This is a genomic window from Streptomyces sp. NPDC002573, from assembly GCF_042889625.1.
Lineage (GTDB): Bacteria > Actinomycetota > Actinomycetes > Streptomycetales > Streptomycetaceae > Streptomyces > Streptomyces gibsoniae.
Genome location: NZ_JBIARC010000035.1, coordinates 15,430 through 38,695, shown reverse-complemented (window position 1 = coordinate 38,695; position 23,266 = coordinate 15,430). Strand labels below are relative to the sequence as shown.

At 71.1% G+C, this 23,266-nt stretch carries 17 protein-coding genes; 7 read left to right on the top strand and 10 right to left on the bottom strand.

Annotated elements, in window-relative coordinates:
* Positions 1-85: 85 nt before the first annotated feature.
* Complete coding sequence (locus ACFYX0_RS28785) at positions 86-1,711, bottom strand: ABC transporter substrate-binding protein (RefSeq protein WP_388974319.1); 1,626 nt, start codon at positions 1,709-1,711, stop codon at positions 86-88.
* Between the two features lie 1,423 nt (positions 1,712-3,134).
* On the opposite strand from ACFYX0_RS28785, the gene typA reads away from it, so the two are divergent.
* Entirely contained in the window at positions 3,135-5,042 is a 1,908-nt protein-coding gene (gene typA / locus ACFYX0_RS28780) for a translational GTPase TypA (RefSeq protein ID WP_388974317.1), read from the top strand.
* Positions 5,043-5,123: 81 nt separating this feature from the next.
* Here the strand turns inward: typA and ACFYX0_RS28775 are convergent, their stop codons facing one another.
* Positions 5,124-7,241, bottom strand: coding sequence for an ABC transporter family substrate-binding protein (locus ACFYX0_RS28775; RefSeq protein WP_388974315.1), 2,118 nt, complete (start codon positions 7,239-7,241; stop codon positions 5,124-5,126).
* 362 nt (positions 7,242-7,603) lie between these two features.
* Here ACFYX0_RS28775 and ACFYX0_RS28770 point away from each other — a divergent pair, with 362 nt between their 5' ends.
* The 4 genes from ACFYX0_RS28770 to ACFYX0_RS28755 are packed head-to-tail and all read left to right on the top strand — an operon-like array spanning position 7,604 to position 11,520.
* Entirely contained in the window at positions 7,604-7,894 is a 291-nt protein-coding gene (locus tag ACFYX0_RS28770) for a hypothetical protein (protein ID WP_311693162.1), read from the top strand.
* A 50-nt stretch (positions 7,895-7,944) separates the two neighbouring features.
* Entirely contained in the window at positions 7,945-8,790 is an 846-nt protein-coding gene (locus ACFYX0_RS28765) for a hypothetical protein (RefSeq protein WP_355909739.1), read from the top strand.
* A 16-nt stretch (positions 8,791-8,806) separates the two neighbouring features.
* On the top strand, positions 8,807-10,747 hold the full coding sequence (locus tag ACFYX0_RS28760; RefSeq protein ID WP_388974313.1) for a fumarate reductase/succinate dehydrogenase flavoprotein subunit: 1,941 nt from the start codon (positions 8,807-8,809) through the stop codon (positions 10,745-10,747).
* Entirely contained in the window at positions 10,744-11,520 is a 777-nt protein-coding gene (locus ACFYX0_RS28755) for a succinate dehydrogenase/fumarate reductase iron-sulfur subunit (protein WP_355909733.1), read from the top strand. Before ACFYX0_RS28760 ends, ACFYX0_RS28755 begins: the two co-directional genes overlap by 4 nt.
* 28 nt (positions 11,521-11,548) lie before the next feature.
* Here the strand turns inward: ACFYX0_RS28755 and ACFYX0_RS28750 are convergent, their stop codons facing one another.
* A complete protein-coding gene (locus tag ACFYX0_RS28750; RefSeq protein WP_388974311.1) occupies positions 11,549-11,854 on the bottom strand; it encodes a hypothetical protein in 306 nt (101 codons plus the stop codon).
* Between the two features lie 118 nt (positions 11,855-11,972).
* Here ACFYX0_RS28750 and ACFYX0_RS28745 point away from each other — a divergent pair, with 118 nt between their 5' ends.
* Positions 11,973-13,646 (top strand): TPM domain-containing protein, encoded by a 1,674-nt coding sequence (locus tag ACFYX0_RS28745; RefSeq protein WP_388974309.1) that lies wholly within the window; start codon positions 11,973-11,975, stop codon positions 13,644-13,646.
* On the opposite strand, the gene ACFYX0_RS28740 is transcribed toward ACFYX0_RS28745, so the two are convergent.
* The 7 genes from ACFYX0_RS28740 to ACFYX0_RS28710 all read right to left on the bottom strand — a co-directional run bounded on the left by ACFYX0_RS28740 (position 13,643) and on the right by ACFYX0_RS28710 (position 21,949).
* A complete protein-coding gene (locus ACFYX0_RS28740; RefSeq protein ID WP_355909724.1) occupies positions 13,643-16,252 on the bottom strand; it encodes a SpoIIE family protein phosphatase in 2,610 nt (869 codons plus the stop codon). The two genes, ACFYX0_RS28745 and ACFYX0_RS28740, sit on opposite strands and share 4 nt — an antisense overlap.
* Before the next feature lie 191 nt (positions 16,253-16,443).
* A complete protein-coding gene (locus tag ACFYX0_RS28735; protein ID WP_311700768.1) occupies positions 16,444-16,857 on the bottom strand; it encodes an ATP-binding protein in 414 nt (137 codons plus the stop codon).
* Positions 16,858-17,058: 201 nt separating this feature from the next.
* Positions 17,059-17,454, bottom strand: coding sequence for a (deoxy)nucleoside triphosphate pyrophosphohydrolase (locus ACFYX0_RS28730; protein ID WP_355909718.1), 396 nt, complete (start codon positions 17,452-17,454; stop codon positions 17,059-17,061).
* Between the two features lie 30 nt (positions 17,455-17,484).
* Positions 17,485-17,688, bottom strand: coding sequence for an SPOR domain-containing protein (locus ACFYX0_RS28725; protein ID WP_355909715.1), 204 nt, complete (start codon positions 17,686-17,688; stop codon positions 17,485-17,487).
* 520 nt (positions 17,689-18,208) lie between these two features.
* Positions 18,209-18,961, bottom strand: a complete 753-nt coding sequence (locus tag ACFYX0_RS28720) for a GntR family transcriptional regulator (RefSeq protein ID WP_355909712.1) — start codon at positions 18,959-18,961, stop codon at positions 18,209-18,211.
* Positions 18,962-19,108: 147 nt separating this feature from the next.
* Positions 19,109-20,287: a DUF4190 domain-containing protein gene (locus ACFYX0_RS28715; RefSeq protein WP_388974307.1), complete on the bottom strand. Its 1,179-nt coding sequence runs from the start codon at positions 20,285-20,287 to the stop codon at positions 19,109-19,111.
* 87 nt (positions 20,288-20,374) lie between these two features.
* Positions 20,375-21,949, bottom strand: coding sequence for a S8 family serine peptidase (locus ACFYX0_RS28710; protein WP_388974305.1), 1,575 nt, complete (start codon positions 21,947-21,949; stop codon positions 20,375-20,377).
* 160 nt (positions 21,950-22,109) lie between these two features.
* On the opposite strand from ACFYX0_RS28710, the gene ACFYX0_RS28705 reads away from it, so the two are divergent.
* The gene (locus tag ACFYX0_RS28705; RefSeq protein ID WP_388974303.1) at positions 22,110-23,255 is read left to right on the top strand and encodes a pyridoxal-phosphate dependent enzyme; all 1,146 of its coding nucleotides are present in this window, start codon (positions 22,110-22,112) and stop codon (positions 23,253-23,255) included.
* Positions 23,256-23,266 lie beyond the last annotated feature (11 nt).

Genomic DNA, 23,266 nt, shown 5'->3' with positions numbered 1-23,266 from the left:
GCAGAAGGGGTGAGCAGGGGAAGGCTTGTCCTTCCTCCCCCTGCTCACCCGGTTCCGCTGTATGTCGGAACTACTCAGGGCGTGCTCAGCTGAGCTTGACCGAGTCCCACAGAATCAGGTGGTTACCGGCGACCTTCATCGACTTGACCTTGTCGCTGTAGCCCGAGTTCAGGGTGTAGAAGTACACCGGGATGTACGGCAGGTCCTTGAGGAGGACGTCGTCGGCCTGCTGGTAGGTCTTGACGGCTTCCTCGTGCGTCGGAGCCTTGTCGCCCTGGACGAGCAGCTTCTCGAACTGGTCGTTGACGTAACCGGAGTAGTTCGAGCCGTTGGCGATGGCGTCCTTGGAGAACACCGGGCGGAGGTAGTCCTCCATGTCCGGGTAGTCCATGCTCCAGGCCATACGGAAGGCGCCCTGGTACTTCTTGGCGTCCAGGTCGTTGAGGATGGTCTGGAACTGCTCGAACGGCTTGGCCGTCACCTGCAGGCCCAGGTTCTGCTGGAGCTGGTTGGCGACTGCCTCGACCCACTCCTTGTGGCCGCCGTCCGCGTTGTAGCCGATCTCCAGCTTGTTGCCGGGCAGCCCGCCGCTCTTCTTGTAGAGCTCCTTGGCCTTGGCCACGTTCAGGGTGCAGGCGTCGCCGCAGGCGCCCTTGCGGTAGCCGTCGATGATGGGGCTGACGTAGTCGTCCGCCGGCGTACGGGCGCCGAGGAAGACCTTGTCGGCGATCGTCTTCCGGTCGATCGCCATGGAGATGGCCTTGCGGAGGTCCGCGTTCTGGAAGGCCTTGTTGTACTTGATCGGGAAGCCGATGTAACCGACCGCGGAGTCGGGCTGGTCGATCGTGCGGCCCGGCAGGTCCTTCTTGTACGTCGGCAGGCCCGAGTTCGGGACGACGAGCTGGATGTCGAGGTTGCCCGCGACGAGGTCCTTGTAGGCCGTGTCCAGGTTCGAGTAGATCTTGAAGTCGACGCCCTTGGGCTGGATGTTCGCCGCCCCGGGGTACTTGTCGTACTTCGTGGTGTTGATGGCCTCGTTGTGCTGGAACTTGCCCTGCATCTTGAAGGGGCCGTTGCCGATCGGGGCGTCGCCGAAGCCCTTCGGGTCCTTGAAGAACACCTGGGGCAGCGGAACGAACGCCGTGAAGGACAGCTGCGCCGGGAACGCCGCGAACGGGGCGGTCAGGGTGACCTGGAGGGTGTCGTCGCTGACGGCCTTCAGACCCGACATCTTGTCGGTCGAGGGCTTCTTGCCCTCGCCCGGGTTCAGGTCGCTGTAGCCCTGGATGTGGCTGAACAGCGGGTTGGTCTGCTGGGCGTTCGTCTGGTTGGCGCCGTAGTTCCAGGCGTCGACGAAGGACTGGGCCGTCACCTTCTCGCCGTTGTGGAACGTGTAGCCCGACTTCAGCTTGATCGTCCAGACCTTGTTGTCCTTGGTCTCGATCGACTGCGCCATGGCGTTGACGACCTTGTTGTTGGCGTCAAGCTCGGTCAGACCCGTGAAGAGGGCGTTGATGACCTGGCCGCCCTCGGTCTCGTACGTGTTGGTGGGAACCAGGCCGTTCTGCGGCTCACCGATCTCCACCGATACGACGCCGTTGCCCTTGCCACTGCCCGAGCTGCCGTTGTCCCCGCCACCGCCACAGGCCGTCGCGCCCAGCGCCACAACCGCAGCTATCGCAACCCACTTGGCGCTCTTGGCACCACGCATGGGGCTCCTCCTCATGAGTCCAATGGTTCACCGCACAGGGGAGCACAAGACACATCACCGTCACCGGTGCCTGAAACAGTCAGGTGCTTCCCGCCGCTCGTGAGTCGGCGCCGCCTGCAGCGCGTGACCCGTTCGTCCGAGCTCTACGCGCCTAACTATCTGCCAAAGGCAGAGGTCGAACCACACCCATAAGGTCTCGGTTCGATCACACCTACCGCGTACATCTTCCAAAATCCGGACAAAGGGTTTGCTGAAAGATCACTGCGAAACGGACTTGTTACACATCTATCGGTTTGAAGTGTCCGCATTCCGGACACCTGGCCGGAGAAAACCCCTTGAGGGGATGGCCGGCTCTGTGCAGCGGATGTGCTAATGCACCGACCCGCGGCGCTCGGCGCGCCGTCGGCCTCAGCGCGCGGCGTTCGAGCAGCCGGACTGTCGCCCTTCCGACGGCCCTGGCCAGGCAGGGAACGTACGGCGTAGGCGGAAGCACACTAGTGCGGAACTATCGGTTTTCGCCCCGACCGGTCGCGGATGCAGGGTTTTCCCTATATCCCTGACGCGCCGTGCCGGGACTGTCGCGTGGCACACACCTATTTCTCGCCAGCCGGCATCTGGATCCGACCTCTGACGGCGCGGCACACACCAGCCGGGCACAGGCCGTGGTGAGCGCCCGCGAAGCGCGGGGCAGACCGATCCGGGACCAGGACATTTTCGGGGCACACGAACCATGCGTCCGGGACAGCGGACGGCGGATGGCCCCTCTCGACCACCGGTGCCTCTTGAGGCGCGCGCATCACCACGAAACGGAGGGACATCTCACCGTGCAGAAGATTCGCCGGAGCAGGGCTGACGCTCGTCACGCGCCGGCTTTCTCGGGCAGCGCCCTGACCGTGGCGGCCCCCGCTTCCGCCGGCGAGCAGTGCAACCCCCAGGTCGACGCAGTTCACCGTCAGCAAGTCCGTGACCTTCACGAAGGGACGCAGCACCACCATCGGTGGGCCCGCACTCCACCGTGCACTACAAGATCGGCGTGAAGAAGCGCCATTTCCTGGTGACGAAGAAGCGCATCTACTCCAACTGCAGGGTGGACACCTCGCACGGAACGGCCGTCTCGCCTGACCGCACCACCGAGACCGGCTAGGCGCTCATGCACCCGTCGGGCATCCGCACCATCGCGCGGGCCGATGAACATTTGTTCGATGTCGTGGCCGACCGAATCCGGGACAGCACCCGGCGTGGCCGGACCGGTGGTTGCGCTGCCATGGCCGTCCGGAGACCGTCCTCCACATATCCCTCAGCATCCGTCTTCGCTCAGGGCCCCGTACCATGGGGTGAGGCCGTGGCATGTTCAGCCCGGCAGGGCCCGCGTAACACAGACGTACGCGCAGGCCGTCCTCACCACTCGGGAGTACTGCGCAATATGGCCACGCGCCACGACATCCGCAACGTCGCCATCGTCGCCCACGTCGACCACGGGAAGACGACCATCGTCGACGGCATGCTGAAGCAGGCCGGTGCCTTCGCCGCCCACCAGCTCGACCAGGTCGACGACCGGGTCATGGACTCGAACGACCTGGAGCGTGAGAAGGGCATCACGATCCTCGCCAAGAACACGGCGGTGAAGTATCACCCCAAGGACGGCGGGGAGCCCATCACGATCAACATCATCGACACCCCCGGCCACGCCGACTTCGGCGGCGAGGTCGAGCGCGGTCTGTCGATGGTCGACGGTGTCGTGCTGCTCGTCGACGCCTCCGAGGGCCCGCTGCCCCAGACCCGCTTCGTGCTGCGCAAGGCGCTCCAGGCCAAGCTGCCCGTCATCCTGTGCATCAACAAGACGGACCGCCCCGACGCCCGTATCGACGAGGTCGTGAACGAGACGTACGACCTCTTCCTCGACGTCGACGCCGACGAGGACCAGATCGAGTTCCCGATCGTCTACGCGTGCGGCCGTGACGGCATCGCCTCCCTCACCAAGCCGGAGAACGGCACGGTCCCGGCCGACAGCGACAGCCTGGAGCCGTTCTTCTCCACCATCCTGGACCACATCCCGGCCCCGACCTACGACGAGGACGCCCCGCTCCAGGCGCACGTGACCAACCTGGACGCCGACAACTTCCTCGGCCGTATCGCGCTGCTCCGCGTCGAGCAGGGCGAGCTGCGCAAGGGCCAGACCGTCGCCTGGATCAAGCGCGACGGCACGACCAGCAACGTCCGCATCAGCGAGCTGATGATGACCGAGGCCCTCACCCGCAAGCCCGCCGAGAAGGCCGGCCCGGGTGACATCTGCGCCGTCGCCGGTATCCCCGAGATCATGATCGGCGAGACCCTGGCCGACACGGAGAACCCGGTCGCCCTGCCGCTGATCACGGTGGACGAGCCCGCGATCTCCATGGTGATCGGTACCAACACCTCGCCGCTGGTCGGCCGAGGCGGCACCGGCAAGGGCGCCAACGCCAAGGCCACCGTCAAGGACCGCAAGGTCACCGCCCGCCAGGTCAAGGACCGCCTCGACCGCGAGCTGATCGGTAACGTCTCGCTGCGCGTCCTCGACACCGACCGGCCCGACGCCTGGGAGGTGCAGGGCCGCGGTGAGCTGGCGCTGGCCATCCTGGTGGAGACCATGCGCCGCGAGGGCTACGAGCTGACGGTCGGCAAGCCGCAGGTCGTCACCAAGGACGTCGACGGCAAGGTCCACGAGCCGGTCGAGCGCATGACGATCGACGTGCCCGAGGAGCACATGGGCGCCGTCACCCAGCTCATGGGTGTCCGCAAGGGCCGGATGGACAACATGTCCAACCACGGCTCGGGCTGGGTCCGCATGGAGTTCGTCGTGCCGTCGCGCGGTCTGATCGGCTTCCGTACGGAGTTCCTGACCGGCACCCGCGGCACGGGTATCGCCCACTCCATCCACGAGGGCCACGAGCCCTGGTTCGGCCCGCTGCAGACCCGTAACAACGGCTCCCTGGTCGCCGACCGCTCCGGCAGCGTCACCGCGTTCGCGATGACGAACCTCCAGGAGCGCGGCACGCTCTTCATCGAGCCGGGCACCGAGGTGTACGAGGGCATGATCGTCGGCGAGAACTCCCGCGCCGACGACATGGACGTCAACATCACCAAGGAGAAGAAGCTCACCAACATCCGGTCGGCCACGTCGGACATCGCCGAGTCGATCGTGCCGCCGCGCAAGCTGTCGCTGGAGCAGTCCCTGGAGTTCTGCCGCGACGACGAGTGCGTCGAGGTGACGCCGGAGGCCGTCCGCATCCGCAAGGTCGTCCTCGACCAGCGTGAGCGGGCCCGCTCCGCGAGCCGCGCCAAGCACAGCTGATCGCGGAAGCACCCCGCCGGATCCCACCGAGGCCCGGCCGCCCCGGGCGGCCGGGCCTCGGCCTTGGTACCTGTCGGAGCCCTAGTGCGACGGGGACGGGCTGCCGGACGGCTTCCCGCCCTTCTTCAGGAAGCCCATGTCCTCGTAGACCGGGGTCTGGAAGCCGAAGGCGCCCGCGTTGGCCAGGTCGGCACGGGTCACCGTGAGCTCGGGGCGCTGGTAGAGGGGGATCGAGCCGGCGGCGGCCCAGATGTGGGAGTCGGCCTTGCGCACCAGGTCCCGCTCCTCGCCCTCGTCCAGCGTGGCGATGGCCTGGTCGAAGAGCTGGTCCACCTGGTCGGTGCCGACCCGGGTGTAGTTCTGCTCCACGGTCAGCGAGCCGTCCGCCGCCGGCACCGGCTTGGCGTAGATCGGCCGGGCGTCGGTCGCCGGGAATGCGGTCGCCGGCCAGGAGTACAGCGCCAGGTCGTAGTCGCCGGACGCGACGTGGTCCTTGAAGAAGGCGTCGTCGGGGACCTTGGTGATCTCCGTACGGATCCCGATCTTGTCCAGCATGCGGGCAATACGGTCCCCCACGGTCTGCAGGGACCGCGAGCCGGGCCCCGACGGCAGCACGAACTTCAGCTGCAGCGGCTTGCCGTTCTTGGCGAGCAACCCGGCCGCGGCGCCGCCCGGAGCGGCGGTGCCCTTGGGCGCGTAGGCCCCCGGCGGGGGTCCACCCTGCTGGGCGGGCTCCCGGACGAGGTGACGGGGCTTGTCGTCCCCACCCGAGTCGCCGCGCCGGTCCGTGCCCCCCGCGCCCCGCGTCCTGCCCCCGTCCCCCGAGTTCTTGTCGCCCTCGGAGCCGGCCGCCTTCGCCTTGGCCGAGCCGTTCACCCAGCCCGCCTCGGCCAGCAGCTTCTGCGCCTCCTTGGTGTCCTGGTTGCCGATGGCGCCGCTGCCGTCGGCGTACGCGTCCTGCCCCGCGAGCGCGAGATGGCTGCCGACCGGGACCGCGGGCAGCCCGAGCGGCTTGAGCACGAGTCCGGCCAGCTGGGCGCGGTCCAGGGAGCGGGCCACGGCCCGGCGCACCCGCTCGTCGGAGAGCGGGCCCCGGCCGCCGTTCAGGGCGAGCTGGGTGTAGGCGGGCTCCAGGGACCTGCGGAGCACGAAGCCGTTCAGCGTCTGCTGGTTGTGGGGGCCCGCCGCGCCCGGCGAGGCGCTCCCGTCCGACTCCACGCCCGGCGAGGCGCTCCTGCTCGACTTGGACCCCGGTGAGGCGCTCCCGCTCGACTCCGACCTCGGCGAGGAGCCCCGCAGGGGGGTGCCACCCTTGTCGCGCGCGGCGAGCGTGATCCGGTCGGCCTCCTCCGGGTCGACCTCCGCCATGTCGAGCTTCCCGTCGGCGAGCGCGGCGGCCCGCTGATCGCGCGGGACGGCCACGAGGTCGATCTCGGACAGCTTGGCCGGCCGGCCCCACCAGCGCGGGTTGCGGGTGAGGGTGACGGTGCCGTGGTCCCGGTCGACCGACTGGATGCCGAACGGGCCGGAGGTGACCTTCAGGCCGCCTCGCGCCGCGTCGTTGAAGCTCGCCGGAGTACCCATGACGTCCTTCGGGTACAGCGGCGAGAACAGCGACCTCCAGTCGGCGTACGGCTTGGCGAAGGTGACCTTGACCTCGAGGTTGTTCGCGCCGCGCTCGATCTTCTGGATCCGGTCGTAGCCGGCGTTGCGGGCGGTCCAGTACTTGTGGTCCTTGCCGGACAGGGCGCGCCACTGGGCGGCGAAGTCGTCGGCGCCGATCTCCCGGCCGTCGCTCCAGACGGCCTGCTGGTTCAGGCGGTAGACGACGGCCTGCTTGGGCTCGGTCGAGACGACCTTGGCCGACTCCAGATAGGCGGAGTTCACCTGCGGCCGTCCGTTCACGTCGAGCCGGAACATCGAGGGCAGCACGGCGCCCGCGATCCGGCTGGTCGCGGCGTCGGCGTCGGCCTGGAAGGCGTTCAGGGTCCCGGGCACGTCGTCGACCGCCCAGCGCAGGGTGCCGCCGTCGCTGACGAGGTTGCGGCCGGCCGGGGCGATGTCCTGCCCGGCGGCCGGTGTGCTCGCCTTCTTCTCGTCGGAGCTGCAGGCGGCGAGCGCGGTCACCGCGAGGGCTCCCGCGGTGAGGAATGTGACCGAGCGCAGCACCGCGCTCCGTCCGACGCCGTCGTGGGACATCACGTCTACCTCCGGGAGCCACTTCACGAATGAGCGGGCGTTATGGTCTGGTTTGTTGCTATTTGGAGTTGATCAGATGTATGGGCCCACTGAAGTGGAAGGGACTCGGCGGAATGCGGCGACACGGCGAAAGAGGCCGGGAATCCCACCCGATCGGCGCAACCATCGCCCGGCCCCCCGGCGCTGGGGCCCCGCATTTGGGACGATGGGTGGCGGGAGGCTCGAATCCGGTGCGCACGCCCCCCTGTGCGTCGGCCAATCACTGCACGTCCCTTCACACCGGCAGGTGTGACGCGCAACACTCGCAGGCGCATGAACGTCACCACCTCGGGCCACTCGTGCCCTGGAAGTGAGGTCGCGTCATGTCCGTGCACGACGAACTGACGTCGGTCCAGCGGTGCCTCGACGACCTGTACCGGTCGGTGGGACGCCTGGAACAGCAGCTGGGCGGCGGTGGACTCGAGATACGCCGGGTCCGCACCGACGCCGACCATCTGCGCGAGAGTGTGTCCCTGCTGCGCGAGGCGGCCGACGCCTCCCGCGCGGCCCCGCGTGTCGAGCTGGTGACGATCTCCGACGCCCCGTACGACAGCAGTCTGTGGACGGACTCGGACGACGAGGGCCTCGGCGCCCGGGACCGGCACGCACCCTGACCCCCGGCGCGCCCCGGAGGCGACCCACCCACGAGAGAGGTGCGCTTTCCTTGAGCACTGGGACCACTGGCACGGAACCCCCCGACACCGAACCCCGGCCGCCCGGCGACGGAGTGCGCACCGGCACCCGCGCCGCGATCGGCGTCCCGCACCTGCGCACCGACCGCTGGTGGCTCGCGCCCGCGGCCACCGCCGCCGGGCTGCTGGCGTTCGTCGTGTACTCGACCTGGCGGGCCTTCGCCGACGCGGACTACTACGCGGCGCCGTACGTCTCGCCCTTCTACTCGCCCTGTCTCGCCGAGCGCTGCCGGACCATGCACGCGGGCCCCAACGCCGATCTCTTCGGCAGCTGGTGGGCGATCTCCCCGGCGATCATCATCCTGATCTTCCCGCTCGGCTTTCGCCTGACCTGCTACTACTACCGCAAGGCCTACTACCGCGGCTTCTGGCTGTCACCGCCGGCCTGCGCGGTGGCGGAACCGCACCGGACGTACACGGGCGAGACCCGCTTCCCGCTGGTCCTGCAGAACATCCACCGGTACTTCTTCTACGCGGCCCTACTGGTGGCGGGCGTCCTCACCTACGACACCGTGCTCGCCTTCCGCGACAGCCACTACCGCTGGGGACACATGGGGCTCGGCACCGTGGTGTTCCTGGTGAACATCGTGCTGATCTGGGCGTACACCCTCTCCTGTCACTCCTGCCGGCACATCGTCGGCGGCAGGCTCAAACACTTCTCCCGGCACCCCGTGCGCTACCGGATGTGGGGCTTCGTCAGCAGGCTGAACGCCCGTCACATGCTGCTGGCCTGGGCGTCGCTGGTCAGCGTGGCGCTCGCCGACTTCTACGTGTACCTGGTGGCGTCCGGTGCCTTCGACGATCCGCGCTTCTTCTAGTGAGTGGGGCCTTGTGATGTCCGTGGTCGACCGGCAGGAGTGGGACGTCGTCGTGGTCGGGGCCGGCGGGGCCGGCCTCCGGGCCGCCATCGAGGCCCGGGAACGCGGCGCCCGTACGGCCGTGATCTGCAAGTCGCTGTTCGGCAAGGCGCACACCGTGATGGCGGAGGGCGGCATCGCGGCGGCGATGGGCAACGCCAACCCGCACGACAACTGGCAGGTGCACTTCCGCGACACCCTGCGCGGCGGGAAGTTCCTCAACCAGTGGCGGATGGCCGAGCTGCACGCGCGCGAGGCCCCCGAGCGGGTCTGGGAACTGGAGACCTGGGGCGCCCTGTTCGACCGTACGAAGGACGGCCGCATCTCCCAGCGCAACTTCGGCGGTCATGAGTACCCGCGCCTCGCGCATGTCGGCGACCGTACGGGCCTGGAGCTGATCCGCACGCTCCAGCAGAAGATCGTCGCGCTCCAGCAGGAGGACGAGAAGGAGACCGGGGACTACGAGTCCCGGCTGAAGGTCTTCCAGGAGTGCACGGTCACCCGGATCCTCAAGTCCGGGGACCGGGTGTCCGGGGTCTTCGCCTACGAGCGGGAGTCCGGCCGGTTCTTCGTGCTGGAGGCGCCCGCCGTGGTGATCGCGACGGGCGGCATCGGCAAGTCCTTCAAGGTGACGTCGAACTCCTGGGAGTACACGGGCGACGGACACGCGCTGGCCCTGCTCGCCGGGGCGCCGCTGCTGAACATGGAGTTCGTGCAGTTCCACCCGACGGGCATGGTCTGGCCGCCGTCGGTGAAGGGCATCCTCGTCACCGAGTCGGTGCGCGGCGACGGCGGGGTGCTCAGGAACTCGGACGGCAAGCGGTTCATGTTCGACTACGTCCCGGACGTCTTCAAGGAGAAGTACGCGCAGACCGAGGACGAGGCCGACCGCTGGTACGAGGACCCGGACAACAACCGGCGCCCACCGGACCTGCTCCCCCGTGACGAGGTCGCGCGCGCCATCAACGCCGAGGTGAAGGCGGGCCGCGGCTCCCCGCACGGCGGTGTCTTCCTCGACGTCTCCACCCGGATGCCCGCCGAGGTCATCCGGCGCCGGCTGCCGTCCATGTACCACCAGTTCAAGGAGCTGGCGGACGTCGACATCACCGCCGAGGCGATGGAGGTCGGGCCGACCTGCCACTACGTGATGGGCGGCATCGCGGTCGACTCGGACACGGCGGCGGCCCGCGGGGTCCCGGGGCTGTACGCGGCCGGTGAGGTGGCCGGCGGGATGCACGGCTCCAACCGGCTGGGCGGCAACTCGCTCTCCGACCTGCTGGTCTTCGGGCGGCGGGCGGGCCTGCACGCGGCACAGTACGCGACCAAGGCCGCCGAACGCCCCACGGTCGACGACGCCCAGGTGGACACCGCCGCGGCGGAGGCCCTGCGCCCGTTCTCGGCGGAGGGGCCGGCACCCGGCGAGGAGACCGGACGCCCGCCGGAGAACCCGTACACCCTGCACCAGGAACTCCAGCAGACCATGAACGACCTGGTCGGGATCATCCGCCGGGACGCGGAGATGCGGCAGGCGCTGCAGAAGCTGGGAGAGCTGCGGGCGCGGGCGCGCCGGGCGGGTGTCGAGGGACACCGCCAGTTCAACCCGGGCTGGCACCTCGCCCTGGATCTGCGGAACATGCTGCTGGTCAGCGAGTGCGTGGCCCGGGCCGCCCTGGAGCGGACGGAGTCGCGCGGCGGGCACACCCGGGAGGACTTCCCGTCGATGGACCGCGCCTGGCGCCGCGTCAATCTGCTGTGCCGGCTGGCCGACCCCACGGGCGGTCTGGCGGCGACGGACCCGGCCCGCGGCCAGATCACCCTGGCCCGCGAGACCACCGAACCCATCCGCACCGACCTGCTCGCCCTCTTCGAGAAGGAGGAGCTGGTCAAGTACCTGGCCGAAGAGGAGCTGTACGAATGAGCGGCTACGAGGCCCGATTCAAGGTGTGGCGGGGCGATCCGGAGGGCGGCGGCCTGAAGGACTTCACGGTCGAGGTCCACGAGGGCGAGGTGGTGCTGGACATCGTGCACCGCCTCCAGGCCACCCAGGCGCCCGACCTCGCGGTGCGCTGGAACTGCAAGGCGGGCAAGTGCGGTTCGTGCTCGGCGGAGATCAACGGGCGGCCCCGGCTGATGTGCATGACGCGGATGTCGGTGTTCGAGCGGGACGAGACGATCACGGTGACCCCGATGCGCGGCTTCCCGGTGATCCGCGACCTCGTGACGGACGTGGGCTTCAACTACCGCAAGGCGCGTGAGATCCCGTCCTTCGTGCCGCCCCCGGGCGTCGCCCCCGGCGAGTACCGCATGACGCAGGAGGACGTGGACCGGTCGCAGGAGTTCCGCAAGTGCATCGAGTGCTTCCTGTGCCAGGACACCTGTCATGTGGTCCGCGACCACGAGGAGAACAAGCAGGTGTTCGCGGGTCCGCGCTTTCTGATGCGGGTGGCCGAGCTGGACATGCACCCTCTGGACGCGGCCTCGGAGACGGGTCTGGACCGCAGGCGCACGGCGCAGGACGAGCACGGCCTCGGCTACTGCAACATCACCAAGTGCTGCACGGAGGTGTGCCCCGAGGGCATCAAGATCACGGACAACGCGCTGATCCCGATGAAGGAGCGGGCGGCCGACCGCAAGTACGACCCGCTGGTGTGGCTCGGGTCGAAGATCAGGAAGCGTCCGGCGGCCGGGTGAGCGCCTGTTCGCGGCCGTAGGAGGCCCGTCAGACGCGTACGCGACCGGGGTGCCGCCCGAGGATCTGCAGCACCACGCCGGCCACCATCAGAACGAACCCGCAGGGGGCCACGAGTTCGAGGATGGTCGTACCGCCGCCGGGGACGACGAACCTGAACAGCGCCATCCCCGCGACGAAGGCCAGGGCCCCGGAGCCCCACAGCCGGGGCCGCAGCACATATCCGCGCTGCCACACCGGCACGAGCACCCGGCCGGTGATGAGGGCGGTGCCACCGATGACGCCGTAGAGAACGACGATCAGCGCGAAAACGATCTGCGATATGAGGTGAAACATCGGGCCCCCGGTGTGTGGTGCCCCGATCATGGCACCACCGCCCGCGCATGCCCAGATCCGCCCCCGCACCGGCACACTCCACTCGCGGTGCCGCTTCATCGGTCCTACGCTCCGGAATGTGACGCCGCCCACCCGTCGGCGCCGGTCGCGCCGGGCCGCCGCGTTCCGAGCCGTGCGACGGGCCCCTGTCGCGTTCGGGGCGGTGCTGGTGGCGGTCGTGCTGGGGGCGGTGGCCGGGGCCGGACGTGACCGGGCCGCCACCGGTGATCTGGCGCTGCCGCTGATCGCCGCGGTCGCCGCCGTGGCGGTCGCGGTGTACACGTCGGTGCGGCGCAGACGGCGTACGAGGACGCGTACGACGCCCGGCGGACGGGGGCCCACCGTCGTATCGCTGGACGAACTCGACCGGCGGGCACGGCGGTTGCTCGTCGAGACCGACGACTGTGTGCGCACCAGCCGGGAGGAGCTGCGGTGGGCCGCCGCGCAGCTCGGGGACGAGGCGATACGGGGGTACGCCCAGGCGCTGGAGGACGCCGCGTCCGAACTCGCGGCGGCCTTCGGGATGCGGCAGCGGCTCGACGAGGGGGAGGGCGGGGCGCGGGCGCTGCTGGAGGAGATCGTGGCGCGGTGCGGGGCGGCCGGGCGGAGGCTGGACGCCCAGGCGCCCGGGTTCGACGGGGCGCGGGCGCTGGAGCGGACCGCGCGGGAGGCGCTGGAGCGTGCCGAGGCACGGTCACGGGAGTCGGTGGCGCGGGTCGCGCAGACGGACGACACGCTCACCGGGCTGCGCGAGCGGTACGCGCTGTCGGCGTGTCTGCCGGTGGCGGGCCATCAGGACGTGGCCGAGGACCGGCTGTCCTTCGCCACGTCCTGCCTTCACCAGGGCCGCCGGGCCGCGGAGCGCGGGGAGACGGGGGTCGCGACGGCTCTGCTGCGCGCGGCCGAGGCCGCCGTCGGCCAGGCGGACCTGCTGGCGGCGGGCGTCGCACGGCTGGTCTCGGCCCTGACGGCGGCGGCGGACGCGCTGCCCGGCGCCCTGACGGCGATGGAGACCGACCTCGCGCAGGCCGCCTCGGAACCCGCCCGCACGGATCTGCGGACCCGGACCGCCCAGGGCAGGGTGCTGGTGGCCGAACTGCGGCGGGAGCCGGGCCGGGAGGGCGTCGCCGACGGCAAGGACGCCTCCGGCGACCGGAAGGCGGCCGCGGAGCGCGAGGCGGAGGATCGAGAGGCGGCGGACCGGGGAGTGCTCGATCCGGTCGGGGCGCTGCGGCGGATCGAGGAGGTGACCGCCGGGCTGGACCGGGCGTCACAGCGGCGGCCGGAGGGGGCGCCGGCCCTCGACCGGCTGGACCGTGCCCTGCTCGTCGCCCGGGGCAGCGTCGGTGCCGCGGCGGACTACGTGACCACGCATCGCGGAGCGGTCGGCTGCGAGGCCCGCACCCGGCTCGCGGAGGCGGAGCGACGGCTGCACGCGGCGGAGCGCGCGGGCACTCCCGGGTCCGCCGCCCCGGCCCCCGCCGCGGCCCTCAGCGACGCGCGGGAGGCGGACGCGTTCGGCCGCCAGGCCCGGCAGCTCGCGGAGAGGGACGTACGGACGTACGGGACGCCGTACGGCGAAGGCCTGTGGACGGGTGGCGCCGTGCTCGGCGGGATCCTGCTCGACGCCCCGGTCCGCCCGGGCGGACCGGGCGACGGTGGGCCCGCGAGCTACGGCGGACCGGCCACACGGGCGCGCAGGGGCGGCGGGGACCTCTTCCGGCGCCGGAAGAAGGCGGACGACCGGATCTAGAACAGGCTCAGCAGGGCCTCCGCCGGGTCCACGATCCCGTGCTCGCCGTCCGGGAGCGGGAGTTCGAACCAGACCGTCTTGCCGCGCGGTGTACGCCGCGAGCCCCAGGCCGCGGAGAGCAGTCCGACCAGTTGCAGACCGCGGCCTCCCTCGTCGGTGTCCCGGGCGCGCCGGCGGCGGGGCTGGACCAGGCCCGCGTCCCACACCTCGCACACCAGCGTCCGGTCGAGCAGCAGCCGTAGTCTGATCTCGCCCTCGCCGTACCGCAGGGCATTCGTCACCAACTCGCTGACCAGCAGCTCCGTGGTGTCCACCAGGGGCTCCAGGTCCCAGGCGAGCAGCTGGCCGCGCGCGTACTCCCGGGCCCGGCCCACGCTGCGCGGTTCCCGCGGCAGCGTCCAGTCACCGACGGACTCGGCCGGCAGTCCCTGGACACGTGCCATCAGCAGCGCGATGTCGTCCTCGCCGTGATGCGAGTCCAGGGTGTTGAGGACGTGGTCGCAGACGTCCTCCAGGGGCTGGGAGGGGTCCGTGAGCGCGCCCACGAACGCCTGGAGACCCTCGTCCAGCGGATGGTCCCGGGACTCGACGAGACCGTCCGTGTAGAGCGCGAGGAGGGCGCCCTCGGGCAGTTCGACCTCCACCTCCTCGAAGGGCTCGCCGCCCACGCCGAGCGGCATTCCGGGCGGCACGTCCAGCATCAGCGCGGGCTGGCCCGGTTCCACGACCACCGGCGGGAGATGGCCCGCGTTGGCGAAGGTGCAACGGCGCGTGACCGAGTCGTAGACCGCGTAGACACAGGTCGCGAGGTACACCTCGGACAGGTCGGCCTCGCGCGGCCGGCGGGCGGCGCGGGTGGCCTGCTGGACGCCTCCGGGGGCGCCGAGGTTGCGGGCGATCTCGTCGAGCTGGGCGAGGACTTCGGCCGGTTCGAGGTCGAGCTGCGCCAACGTGCGGACGGCCGTGCGCAGTTCGCCCATGGCGACGGCGGCGCGCAGGCCGCGCCCCATGACGTCGCCGACGACCAGGGCCGTGCGATGGCCGGGCAGTTCGATGACGTCGAACCAGTCGCCGCCGACCTCGCTCGGGCGGCCGGTGGCCGCGTTGCCGGGCAGATAGCGGCAGGCGATGTCGAGGCCGGAGGCCTCCGGGTCGCCGGGCGGCAGCAGGGAGCGTTGCAGTATCAGCGCGCGTTCGTGCTCGCGGCGGTACAGGCGCGCGTTGTCGATGCAGACCGCGGCGCGCGCGGCCAGTTCGACGGCGAGCGCGTGGTCGCGTTCGCCGAACGGCTCGCTGCCCTTGGTGCGGGAGAACTTGGCGAGGCCGACCACGGTGTCGTGGGCGACCATCGGAACGGCGAGCGTGGACTGGATCAGGCCACCGTCCTCGGCGGGGATGTGCCGGGGCCGGGCGGCCCGCAGGGCGTCCGCGTAAGGGGAGTTGAAGGCGTAGTGGTGGACGGCGCCGACGGCGACGGGCTCGGTCCCGCCGGCGAAGGGCAGGTCCGCGACGGCGCTGGAGAACGCGACGCGGCGCATCTCGGCGCTGCCGTCGGCCAGCCCCGCCGGGGTCTCGTCGCCGGCCAGGAGGCCCTGGTAGAGGTCGACGGTGGCGAGGTCGCAGAAGCCGGGCACGACCACGTCGAGGAGTTCCCGGGCGGTGGTCTCCAGGTCGAGGGAGTTGCCTATGCGGGCGCCCGCCTCGTTCAGGAGGGCGAGGTTGCGGCGGGCGGCGGCGGCCTCGCGGGCGGCGGCGCGGCGGGCGGTGACGTCGATGCCGAGCCAGGCGACGCCGATGGGGCGCCCGCTGCCGCTGTGCACGCGGTAGAGGTTCACGGACCAGTGCTTGCGCTCCTCGGAGCCCGGGATGAATCCCGTGACATGCATGTCCGTGATCGAGTCGCCGGTCTCCAGGACACGGCGCAGGGTGGCCGCGACGCGCTCCGCCTCCGGGGACTGCAGATAGTCGTGGACGCTGCGGCCGCGGTGGCGGTCGGGGGTGCCGCCGAAGGTCGAGGCGAACCGTTCGTTGGCGCGCCGTACCCGCAGATCCGGGTCGATCAGTAGGAAGCCGAAGGGAGATTGGCCGAAAATCGCCTGCGAGGCGGCGAGATCGGTCTCGATGCTACGGAGCGTGCGGACGTCGACGATGATGCACACGGCGGCCCGGTCGCCGTCCTCCGTGACGGTGGGCATCACATAGACCTCGGCGAGCCCCTCGGTCCGGCGCGCGTCGGGCGCCCGGAAGGGGATGACGCCGGTCCACTCCCGGCCGTCGAGGATCTCGGCCATCTTGCGCTGGCCGCGCTCGCGCAGTTCGGGGGCGACGAACGCCTCGATGGGGTCCATCCCCACGGCCCGTTCGCGGGGGATGCCGAAGAGCTGCTCGGCCCGCAGGCTCCACTGGTCGACGTGTCCGTCGGGGCCGATGGAGAAGGAGGCGACCTTGATGTAGTCGTAGATGGAGCCGGGGGGGTTGCTCTGCCACAGAAGACCGCTCGCCGCGTCGCGCACTTCGACGGCCACGGCGGAATCCACCGCGGCCCCGTCCCTCGCGCCGCCCGACGGGTCCTCGGACTCCGTGGCCTTCGCTGGTATCTCGCTCACGCGAACCGTCCCCTCCAGCTCACCGCATCCGGCACCGGTCACCGGGGGCGGCTGCCCGCAGTATCCAGCACTACGGTGCCGCACAACACGGTGTTCACGATCACAGCACGGTCCCGATGCTTTTTGGACCGGCCGGGCCATACTCCCAGTCTTCTAACCAGGTGAAGCCCGGTCGAACCCCCTGGCACGGCCTATGACCGGCCGGGAACCGCCAGCTCGAACCAGACCGTCTTGCCGGTGTCCGCCGGGCGGGTCCCCCAGCGCCGCGAGGAGTGGGCGACCAGCTGGAGGCCGCGGCCGTCCTCGGACTCGGCGTCGGCGGAGCGTGCGCGGGGCGGGTCGGGAAGGGTGTCGGAGACCTCGACGCGCAGACTGGGGGAGGCACCGCCGGAGCGCACGAGACGGAGCCCTATGGGACCGGGGGCGTGCCGCAGCGCATTGGTCACCAGCTCGCTGACCAGCAGTGCGGCGACATCGCTGATCTCGTCGAGTCCCCAGGCGCGCAGCTGGCCCCGGACAACGGCACGAGCGGTCCGAACCGCACCGGGGTCTGCGTGGAACGTCCACTCGGCGCTGGTGCCTTCGGTGTCGAGCACGCCGATCACTTCCCGGGCCAGATACTCATCATGTCCGGTTTCGGGGGCTAATTGGCACATACCCGGTATCCGGAGTGCCTTACCGCGCGCCCGGGCGTACTGTGGCACGGACGGCGTACGGGCCGCCGAACCTGGCGCACCATGCGCCTCGGCAGCCTCCACCCTCCCCCGCGGGGGAGGGCGAGCCGGTGAACCTTTCCGGTCGGGGGACTACCGATTCCACACGGTCAGCACGGCCTTGACCGCTGCCACGTCCTGGTCGAGCCAGTCCACGTCCCAGATCTCATCGGGGGTCAGCCAGCGCAGCTCGTCGTGGTCCTGGAGGGGCTCGGGGCGGCCGGCGAGCAGGCGCGCGGTCCACACGCGCAGGACGTACCCCGCCTTCAGGGGCCACTCCCCCGGCACGCGCCCGACCGGCTCCGCTGTCACCCCGAGCTCCTCCCGCAGCTCGCGCGCCAGGGCGTGCTCGGGGGTCTCGCCCGGTTCGACCTTGCCGCCGGGCAGCTCCCAGCGACCTGCGAGCTCCGGGGGCGCACTACGGCGCGCGGCCAGCAGGCGGTCGCCGTGCAGCAGGGCGGCGCCGACCACCACGATCGGTTGCGTCATGCGCCGGAGCCTACGGGAGCGCGCGGCGGATCACATGCCGGACCGCTCCCCCCGCCGGGCGCCACCCTGGCCGATGCGCTCGACCCAGTAGAGCTGCTTGTGCCCGCGGTCGTCGAGGCTGTCCACGATCTTCTGGGCCTCGGCGCGGGTGGCGTACCTGCCCACGCTGTAGCGATTGCCGTTGTCGTCCTGCCGTATGACGAGCCAGGGAAGAGTGACCGTGCCGTCGCTCATCGCGCCCCTCCACTTCCCGTCCCCGGCTCCCGCCGCGCCCCACCCACCAAGGAAACCGCACTGCGCATATGCCCGAGCCTACGCCTAACCTTTACGCAGCGAATACGTCTTTTCACGAAGAGGTACGCAACCAGCCATGTCACAGGGGGCGCACGCCGTCGTTTGCGCCGTCACACGCGCCTCGCGCGCATGCAGAACAGTCCGAAACACCGGCGGATCGCGAGGCGGCGGACGCGAAGAAACGACCGGATTGCGACCGCGCTGGGAGCCGGGGCGGTCACGTCTGCGATTCGGCTCAACTTCCTGTGAATTCAAGCTACTTGAACGACCGCACCCATGACCGCCCGCACCGCGGGCGAGCGGCGGGGGCGCGGGCCGGGGGCGTGCGGCGCCGGGGGAGAGAGGGGCCGAGTGTCGGACGGAAGCGGTCCGAACCCCAGGCGGAGGGGACTCACACGTCGGCCGGAGGGCGCACCCGAGCCCTCGCGCGCCCCCTGCCGCCCCGGCAGGTGCTACGCCGCTACTTCACCGGCAGGTGGTACGACACCCGGTAGCGGTCCGCCGGCACCACCACGTCCGCCGTCTCCACCGGGCGGCCCGAGGCGTAGTAGGTCCGCTGGACGACCAGCACGACATGGCCGGGGACGCCGCCCAGCGCGAGCAGTTCCTCCGCGAGGCCGGGACGGGCGCCGACCTCCTCCGTGACGTTGTCCACGACCACGTCGATGGCCGCCATGCGCTCGACGACCCCCATGCCGCCGAGCGGCCCCTCCTCGGGGAGCATCACGGGGGTGCGGCCGGTCAGCGCGAGGGGCTCCCAGGACGTGGAGAGCATCATCGCCTCGCCCGCCTCCCGGAAGACGTACTTCGTGCGCATCACGCGGTCGCCCGGCTGGATGCCGAGCCGTTCGGCGATGGCGCCGCTCGCCTCCCGCTGCTCGCTGCGCGACTCCCAGGTGCCGCGCACGGAGGCGTCCGTCTGCTCCTGACGGAAGGGGGTGGCACCGCTCTCCGGCCGGAACCCCGAGCGGGCCACCCGGCGCGGCACCGGCCGCTCCCGGACATAGGTGCCGGACCCGGAGCGGCCCTCGACGAGCCCCTCGGCCATCAGGACCTTGCGCGCCTCCAGGGCGACCGTGTCCGAGACGCCGTACTCCTCGCGGATGCGGGCCTGGGAGGGGAGGCGTGTGTGGGGCGGCAGCAGTCCGTCCACGATCTTCTTACGGAGATCACCCGCGACACGCAGATACGCCGGCTGCTCACCGAAAGTCACTGGCCGCTCCCATCAGCTTGTACAGACAGCAACAGCCTGGCAACCGTGGGTTGTGCCGCGCAAGTAGTGGCCAGAGAATCACTCGAAGTGATGACCCGGTTCTTCCGATGGCTTTACGCAGGCATTTTCTGCCCGGTATGGCGGCCGTCACACCTGCTTTCCACCGCCCGAGGCACCTCCGGAGCCCGAGCCGCCCTCCGTGTCGCGTGCCGGAGGAGTGGTGGCCAGGCCCAGAGCCTTGCGCGCGGTGACTGCCGTCCGGCCCTCCAGAAGCGCGCTGCCCCGGCCGTAGTGGACGTAGAAGGCGTCGGCGTCCGTGGCGGCGGCCGCCGTGCCCCACTCCTCGCGGGCCCGGTCCAGGTCCGCCGCCCGCCCGGCGACCGGCTCCCGGGCGCCGTCCGGCCAGTCGTGGGCCCGCAGCCGCCGGGTCTGGTCGGCGAGCGCCGTGGCGACCCGCGCCGCCCATCTGCGGTGGCCCGGCAGGTCGTCCTCGACGTACGCGGCGTCGGGAGCGGTGTCCAGGGCGGTGTACAGCACCGCGTCCGCGCGCAGATAGGCGAGTTGGTCGTCGGTGAGGGTGGTGGCGTCGCGGCGCAGCGTGCCGGTGAGGGTGCCCCGCCCGTCGGTGTTGCCGAACATGCAGGTCACCTGGCGGTCGCCGGAGCCCCAACTGTCCCGGGTGGGGGTGAAGTAGTAGACGTCGACATCGTCGGGGATCGCCCAGGAGTCCATGGCGTACGTACCGCGAAGCGCGTAGCACCGGTCGCCGGCCTTCTCGTTGATCGCGCCGTCGCCCGGGAAACGGCCGCCCGGGAGCGCGAAGTTCGCGAAGGCCTCGGCCTGGTGCCGTCCGGAGCAGGGCACCTTGTCCACGTCGTACGCCTCGCCCTCGAGCGAGCCGCCCGGCGCGTCGAAGCACTCGCCCTTCCGCACGGAGAACGCCGCGCCGTCGCCGCGCGCCCCGTCCCTGACGCCCTCCCAGACGTCGTGCGCGCCGCCCGTCGCGAAGGCGGCCACGAACAGGGCGAGCCCGAGCGAGGACATCACGACGCCGCCGATCGCGAGCCCCCGGCCGCGTTCGCCGCGCCGCCGGATCTGCACGAGCGCGATCAGTCCGAGGACCAGCCCGAGGGCCGGCAGGAAGCAGAGGACGCCGAGGACGAGCGCGGCGATCGCGAGCCCGTTGACGGGCGCCGGCCGGTTGTACGGGGAGTACCCCTGCCCCCAGGGCTGATACGGCAGCCCGGGTCCGTACGGCTGCTGGTACGGACCCTGCGGGTACGGGCCCCCGGGCTGCTGGGGCCCGGGGGGCGGGGGTATGGCCACGGGTACCGCTCCTCGTCCGACATGCGCGCAGAACAGATGTACGACGCGCATGGTAGGTGCGGGCAGCGGGATCCTCCTGGCCGGGGATCAGAACTGGAGCGCCCAGGAGTCGATCTTCCCGGTGTCGAACATCCCGAAGTCGCCGACCCTCAGCCGCCAGGTGCCGTTCGCCGTCCGGGACGCGGCGTTCACGGTGTACGTGGTGTTGATGTCGTGCGTACTGCCGCCGGCTCCCACGGGCTTGAGCAGATGCGCGATGCCGTCCGGCGCGACCAGCTGGATCTGCAGGTCACCGATGTAGGTGTGCTGGATGTGCACCTCGACGGCGAGGTTCGCGGGGGCCTTGCCGGGGACCCCGGTGACCGTGATCGGCGAGTCGACGGTGGAGAAGTCGCGGATCGGGTAGTCCGTGGTGTTCACGAAACGGGGCCGGGTCGGGGGCGGCGGAACGGGCGTGCCGGTGCCGCCGCCGACGTCGAGCAGCCGGTTGGGCGAGCCGGTTCCCGGGGCGGCGACGACACCGGTGGTCGCGGCGGCCGTCAGCGCGGCGGCGACCTGCGCGGGCGTGGCCGTCGGATGGCCCCCCAGATAGAGGGCGGCCGCCCCCGTCACATGCGGTGTCGCCATCGACGTGCCGGACAGCGTGTTCGTGGCCGTGTCGCTGGAGTTCCAGAGGGACCTGACCGAGGAACCCGGCGCGAACAGGTCCAGCACCGAACCGTAGTTGGAGTAACTGGCGCGCCCGTCGCCCTGCTGGATGGCGCCGACGGTGATCGCCTCGGCCACCCGGGCCGGCGAGTAGCCGGAGGCGTCGTCGTCGCTGTTGCCCGCGGCGACCGCGAAGGTGACGCCGGAGGCGATGGTGTTGCGGACGGCGGTGTCGAGCACGCTGTCGGCGGGGCCGCCGAGGGACATGTTGGCCACGGACGGGCCGCTGTGGTGCTGGGCCACCCAGTCGAGGCCCGCGACGACCTCGTCGGTGGTGCCCGAGCCCGAGTTGTCCAGGACGCGGACCGCGACGACCTTCGCCTTCTTGGCGACGCCGTACGCGCCCCCGGCGACCGTGCCCGCGACATGGGTGCCGTGCCCGTTGCCGTCCTGGGCGACGTTGTCGTTGTCGACGGCGTCGTAGCCGTAGGAGGCGCGCCCGCCGAAGTCGTTGTGGGTGACACGGACCCCGGTGTCGATGATGTACGCCGTCACCCCCTGGCCCGCCGAGTCGGGGTAGGTGTATCTGCCGTCGAGGGGCAGGGTCTTCTGGTCGATGCGGTCCAGCCCCCAGGAGGGCGGATTGTTCTGCGTCGACGCGATGCGGAAGACATGGCTCTGGACGACGGAGGCGACGGCCGGGTCGGCGGCGAACCGCCTCGCGGCCGACGCGGTGGCGTGGATCGCGTAGCCGTTGATCGCCTTGACGTAGGTGTGCCCGATGGTGCAGGCGTACTTCCGGGCGAGGGCCCTGCCGTCGTCGGAGTCGGCCCGTACGCCGTCCTTGAGAAGGACGATGTAGCTGCCCGGGACGGTGTTCACCGCGCCCTCGTACCGGACCGTGCCCTGGGCAGCGGGCGTGGCGTGCGTGGGAGCGGCGGAGACGAGGCCGACGAGCAGGGCCGCCGTGCCGATCCCGGCCAGTCGCCGCCGAGCATGCCGCATCACTGGCATCCGAGAGTCCTCCTCATCGGTGGAACGCTGATGACGCCTCGGTCGGTGGTACGGGTGCGCGAGGCGTACGACGGTGCGGGCGCGACGCATGCGCGCCCAACACGGGCACCAGGCGGCGATCATGACATACCGTTACGAACCGGACAACTACCCTGGCCGCATGACACTGTTGCCGGACTGTTTCTGCCCGGCGGACGGCACCCGCGTGACCGCGGAGTCGCTCGCCTGGTGCTGTCCCGTCTGCCGAGGTCCGCTCGACCTGGACTTCGCGCCGACCCCCGCATCGCTCAAATCCCTCAAGGGACGGGTGAACTCCCTGTGGCGGTACGCCGAGACCCTGCCGCTGGCCGCCCCCTCGATCAGCCTCGGCGAGGGCCGTACACCGCTCGTGGAGCTGAGGGAGGGCATCTGCGCCAAGCTCGACTTCCTGATGCCGACCCTGTCCTTCAAGGACCGCGGCGCGGTCCTGCTCATCGGGCTGGCGCAGCGGCTGGGCCCGCGGCAGGTGGTCTCCGACAGCAGCGGCAACGCGGGCACCTCGATCGCCGCGTACTGCGCCCGGGCCGGACTGCCGTGCACGGTGTACGTGCCGGAGGGCACCTCCGCCGAGAAGCGGGAACACATCCGCGCGCACGGGGCCCGGGTGCACCTGGTCGACGGCGACCGGGAGGCGGCGGCGCAGGCCGCCCGTGAGGCGGCGGACGAGCCGGGGGTGTTCTACGCCTCGCACGCCTACAACCCGTACTTCCTGCACGGCACCAAGACCTGTGTGCACGAGCTGTGGGAGGACTTCGGGGGCCGGCTGCCGGACGTGCTCGTACTGCCCGTCGGCAACGGCACCCTGCTGCTCGGCGCGGCCCTGGCCGTCGCCGAGCTGTTCGGGGCGGGCCTGATCGACCGCCGTCCGGCGCTGTACGCGGTGCAGGCGGCGGCGGTCGCGCCGCTGGCGCACGCCTGGGAGGAGGGCGCCGAGGACCTGACGGGCCCCATCCCCATGGCCCCCACCTTCGCCGAGGGCATCGCGATCCCCCGCCCTCCGCGGGCCCGCCAGATCCTGCGCGCGGTACGCGACTCGGGCGGCCGCTTCCTGACCGTGACGGAGGATCAGATCCGGCACGCCCAGCAGGATCTGGCGTCCCAGGGCCTGTACGTCGAGCCGACGGCGGCGGCCGGCTGGGCGGCGGCGCGGGAGGGACTGCTCGAGTCGATCCCGCCGTCCCGGCTGCGCTCGAACGGGGGGATCGCCCCGGTGATGGTGCCGCTGTGCGGGGCCGGACTGAAGACGGGACCGGCCCGGAGCACCTGACCGGCGGGGGC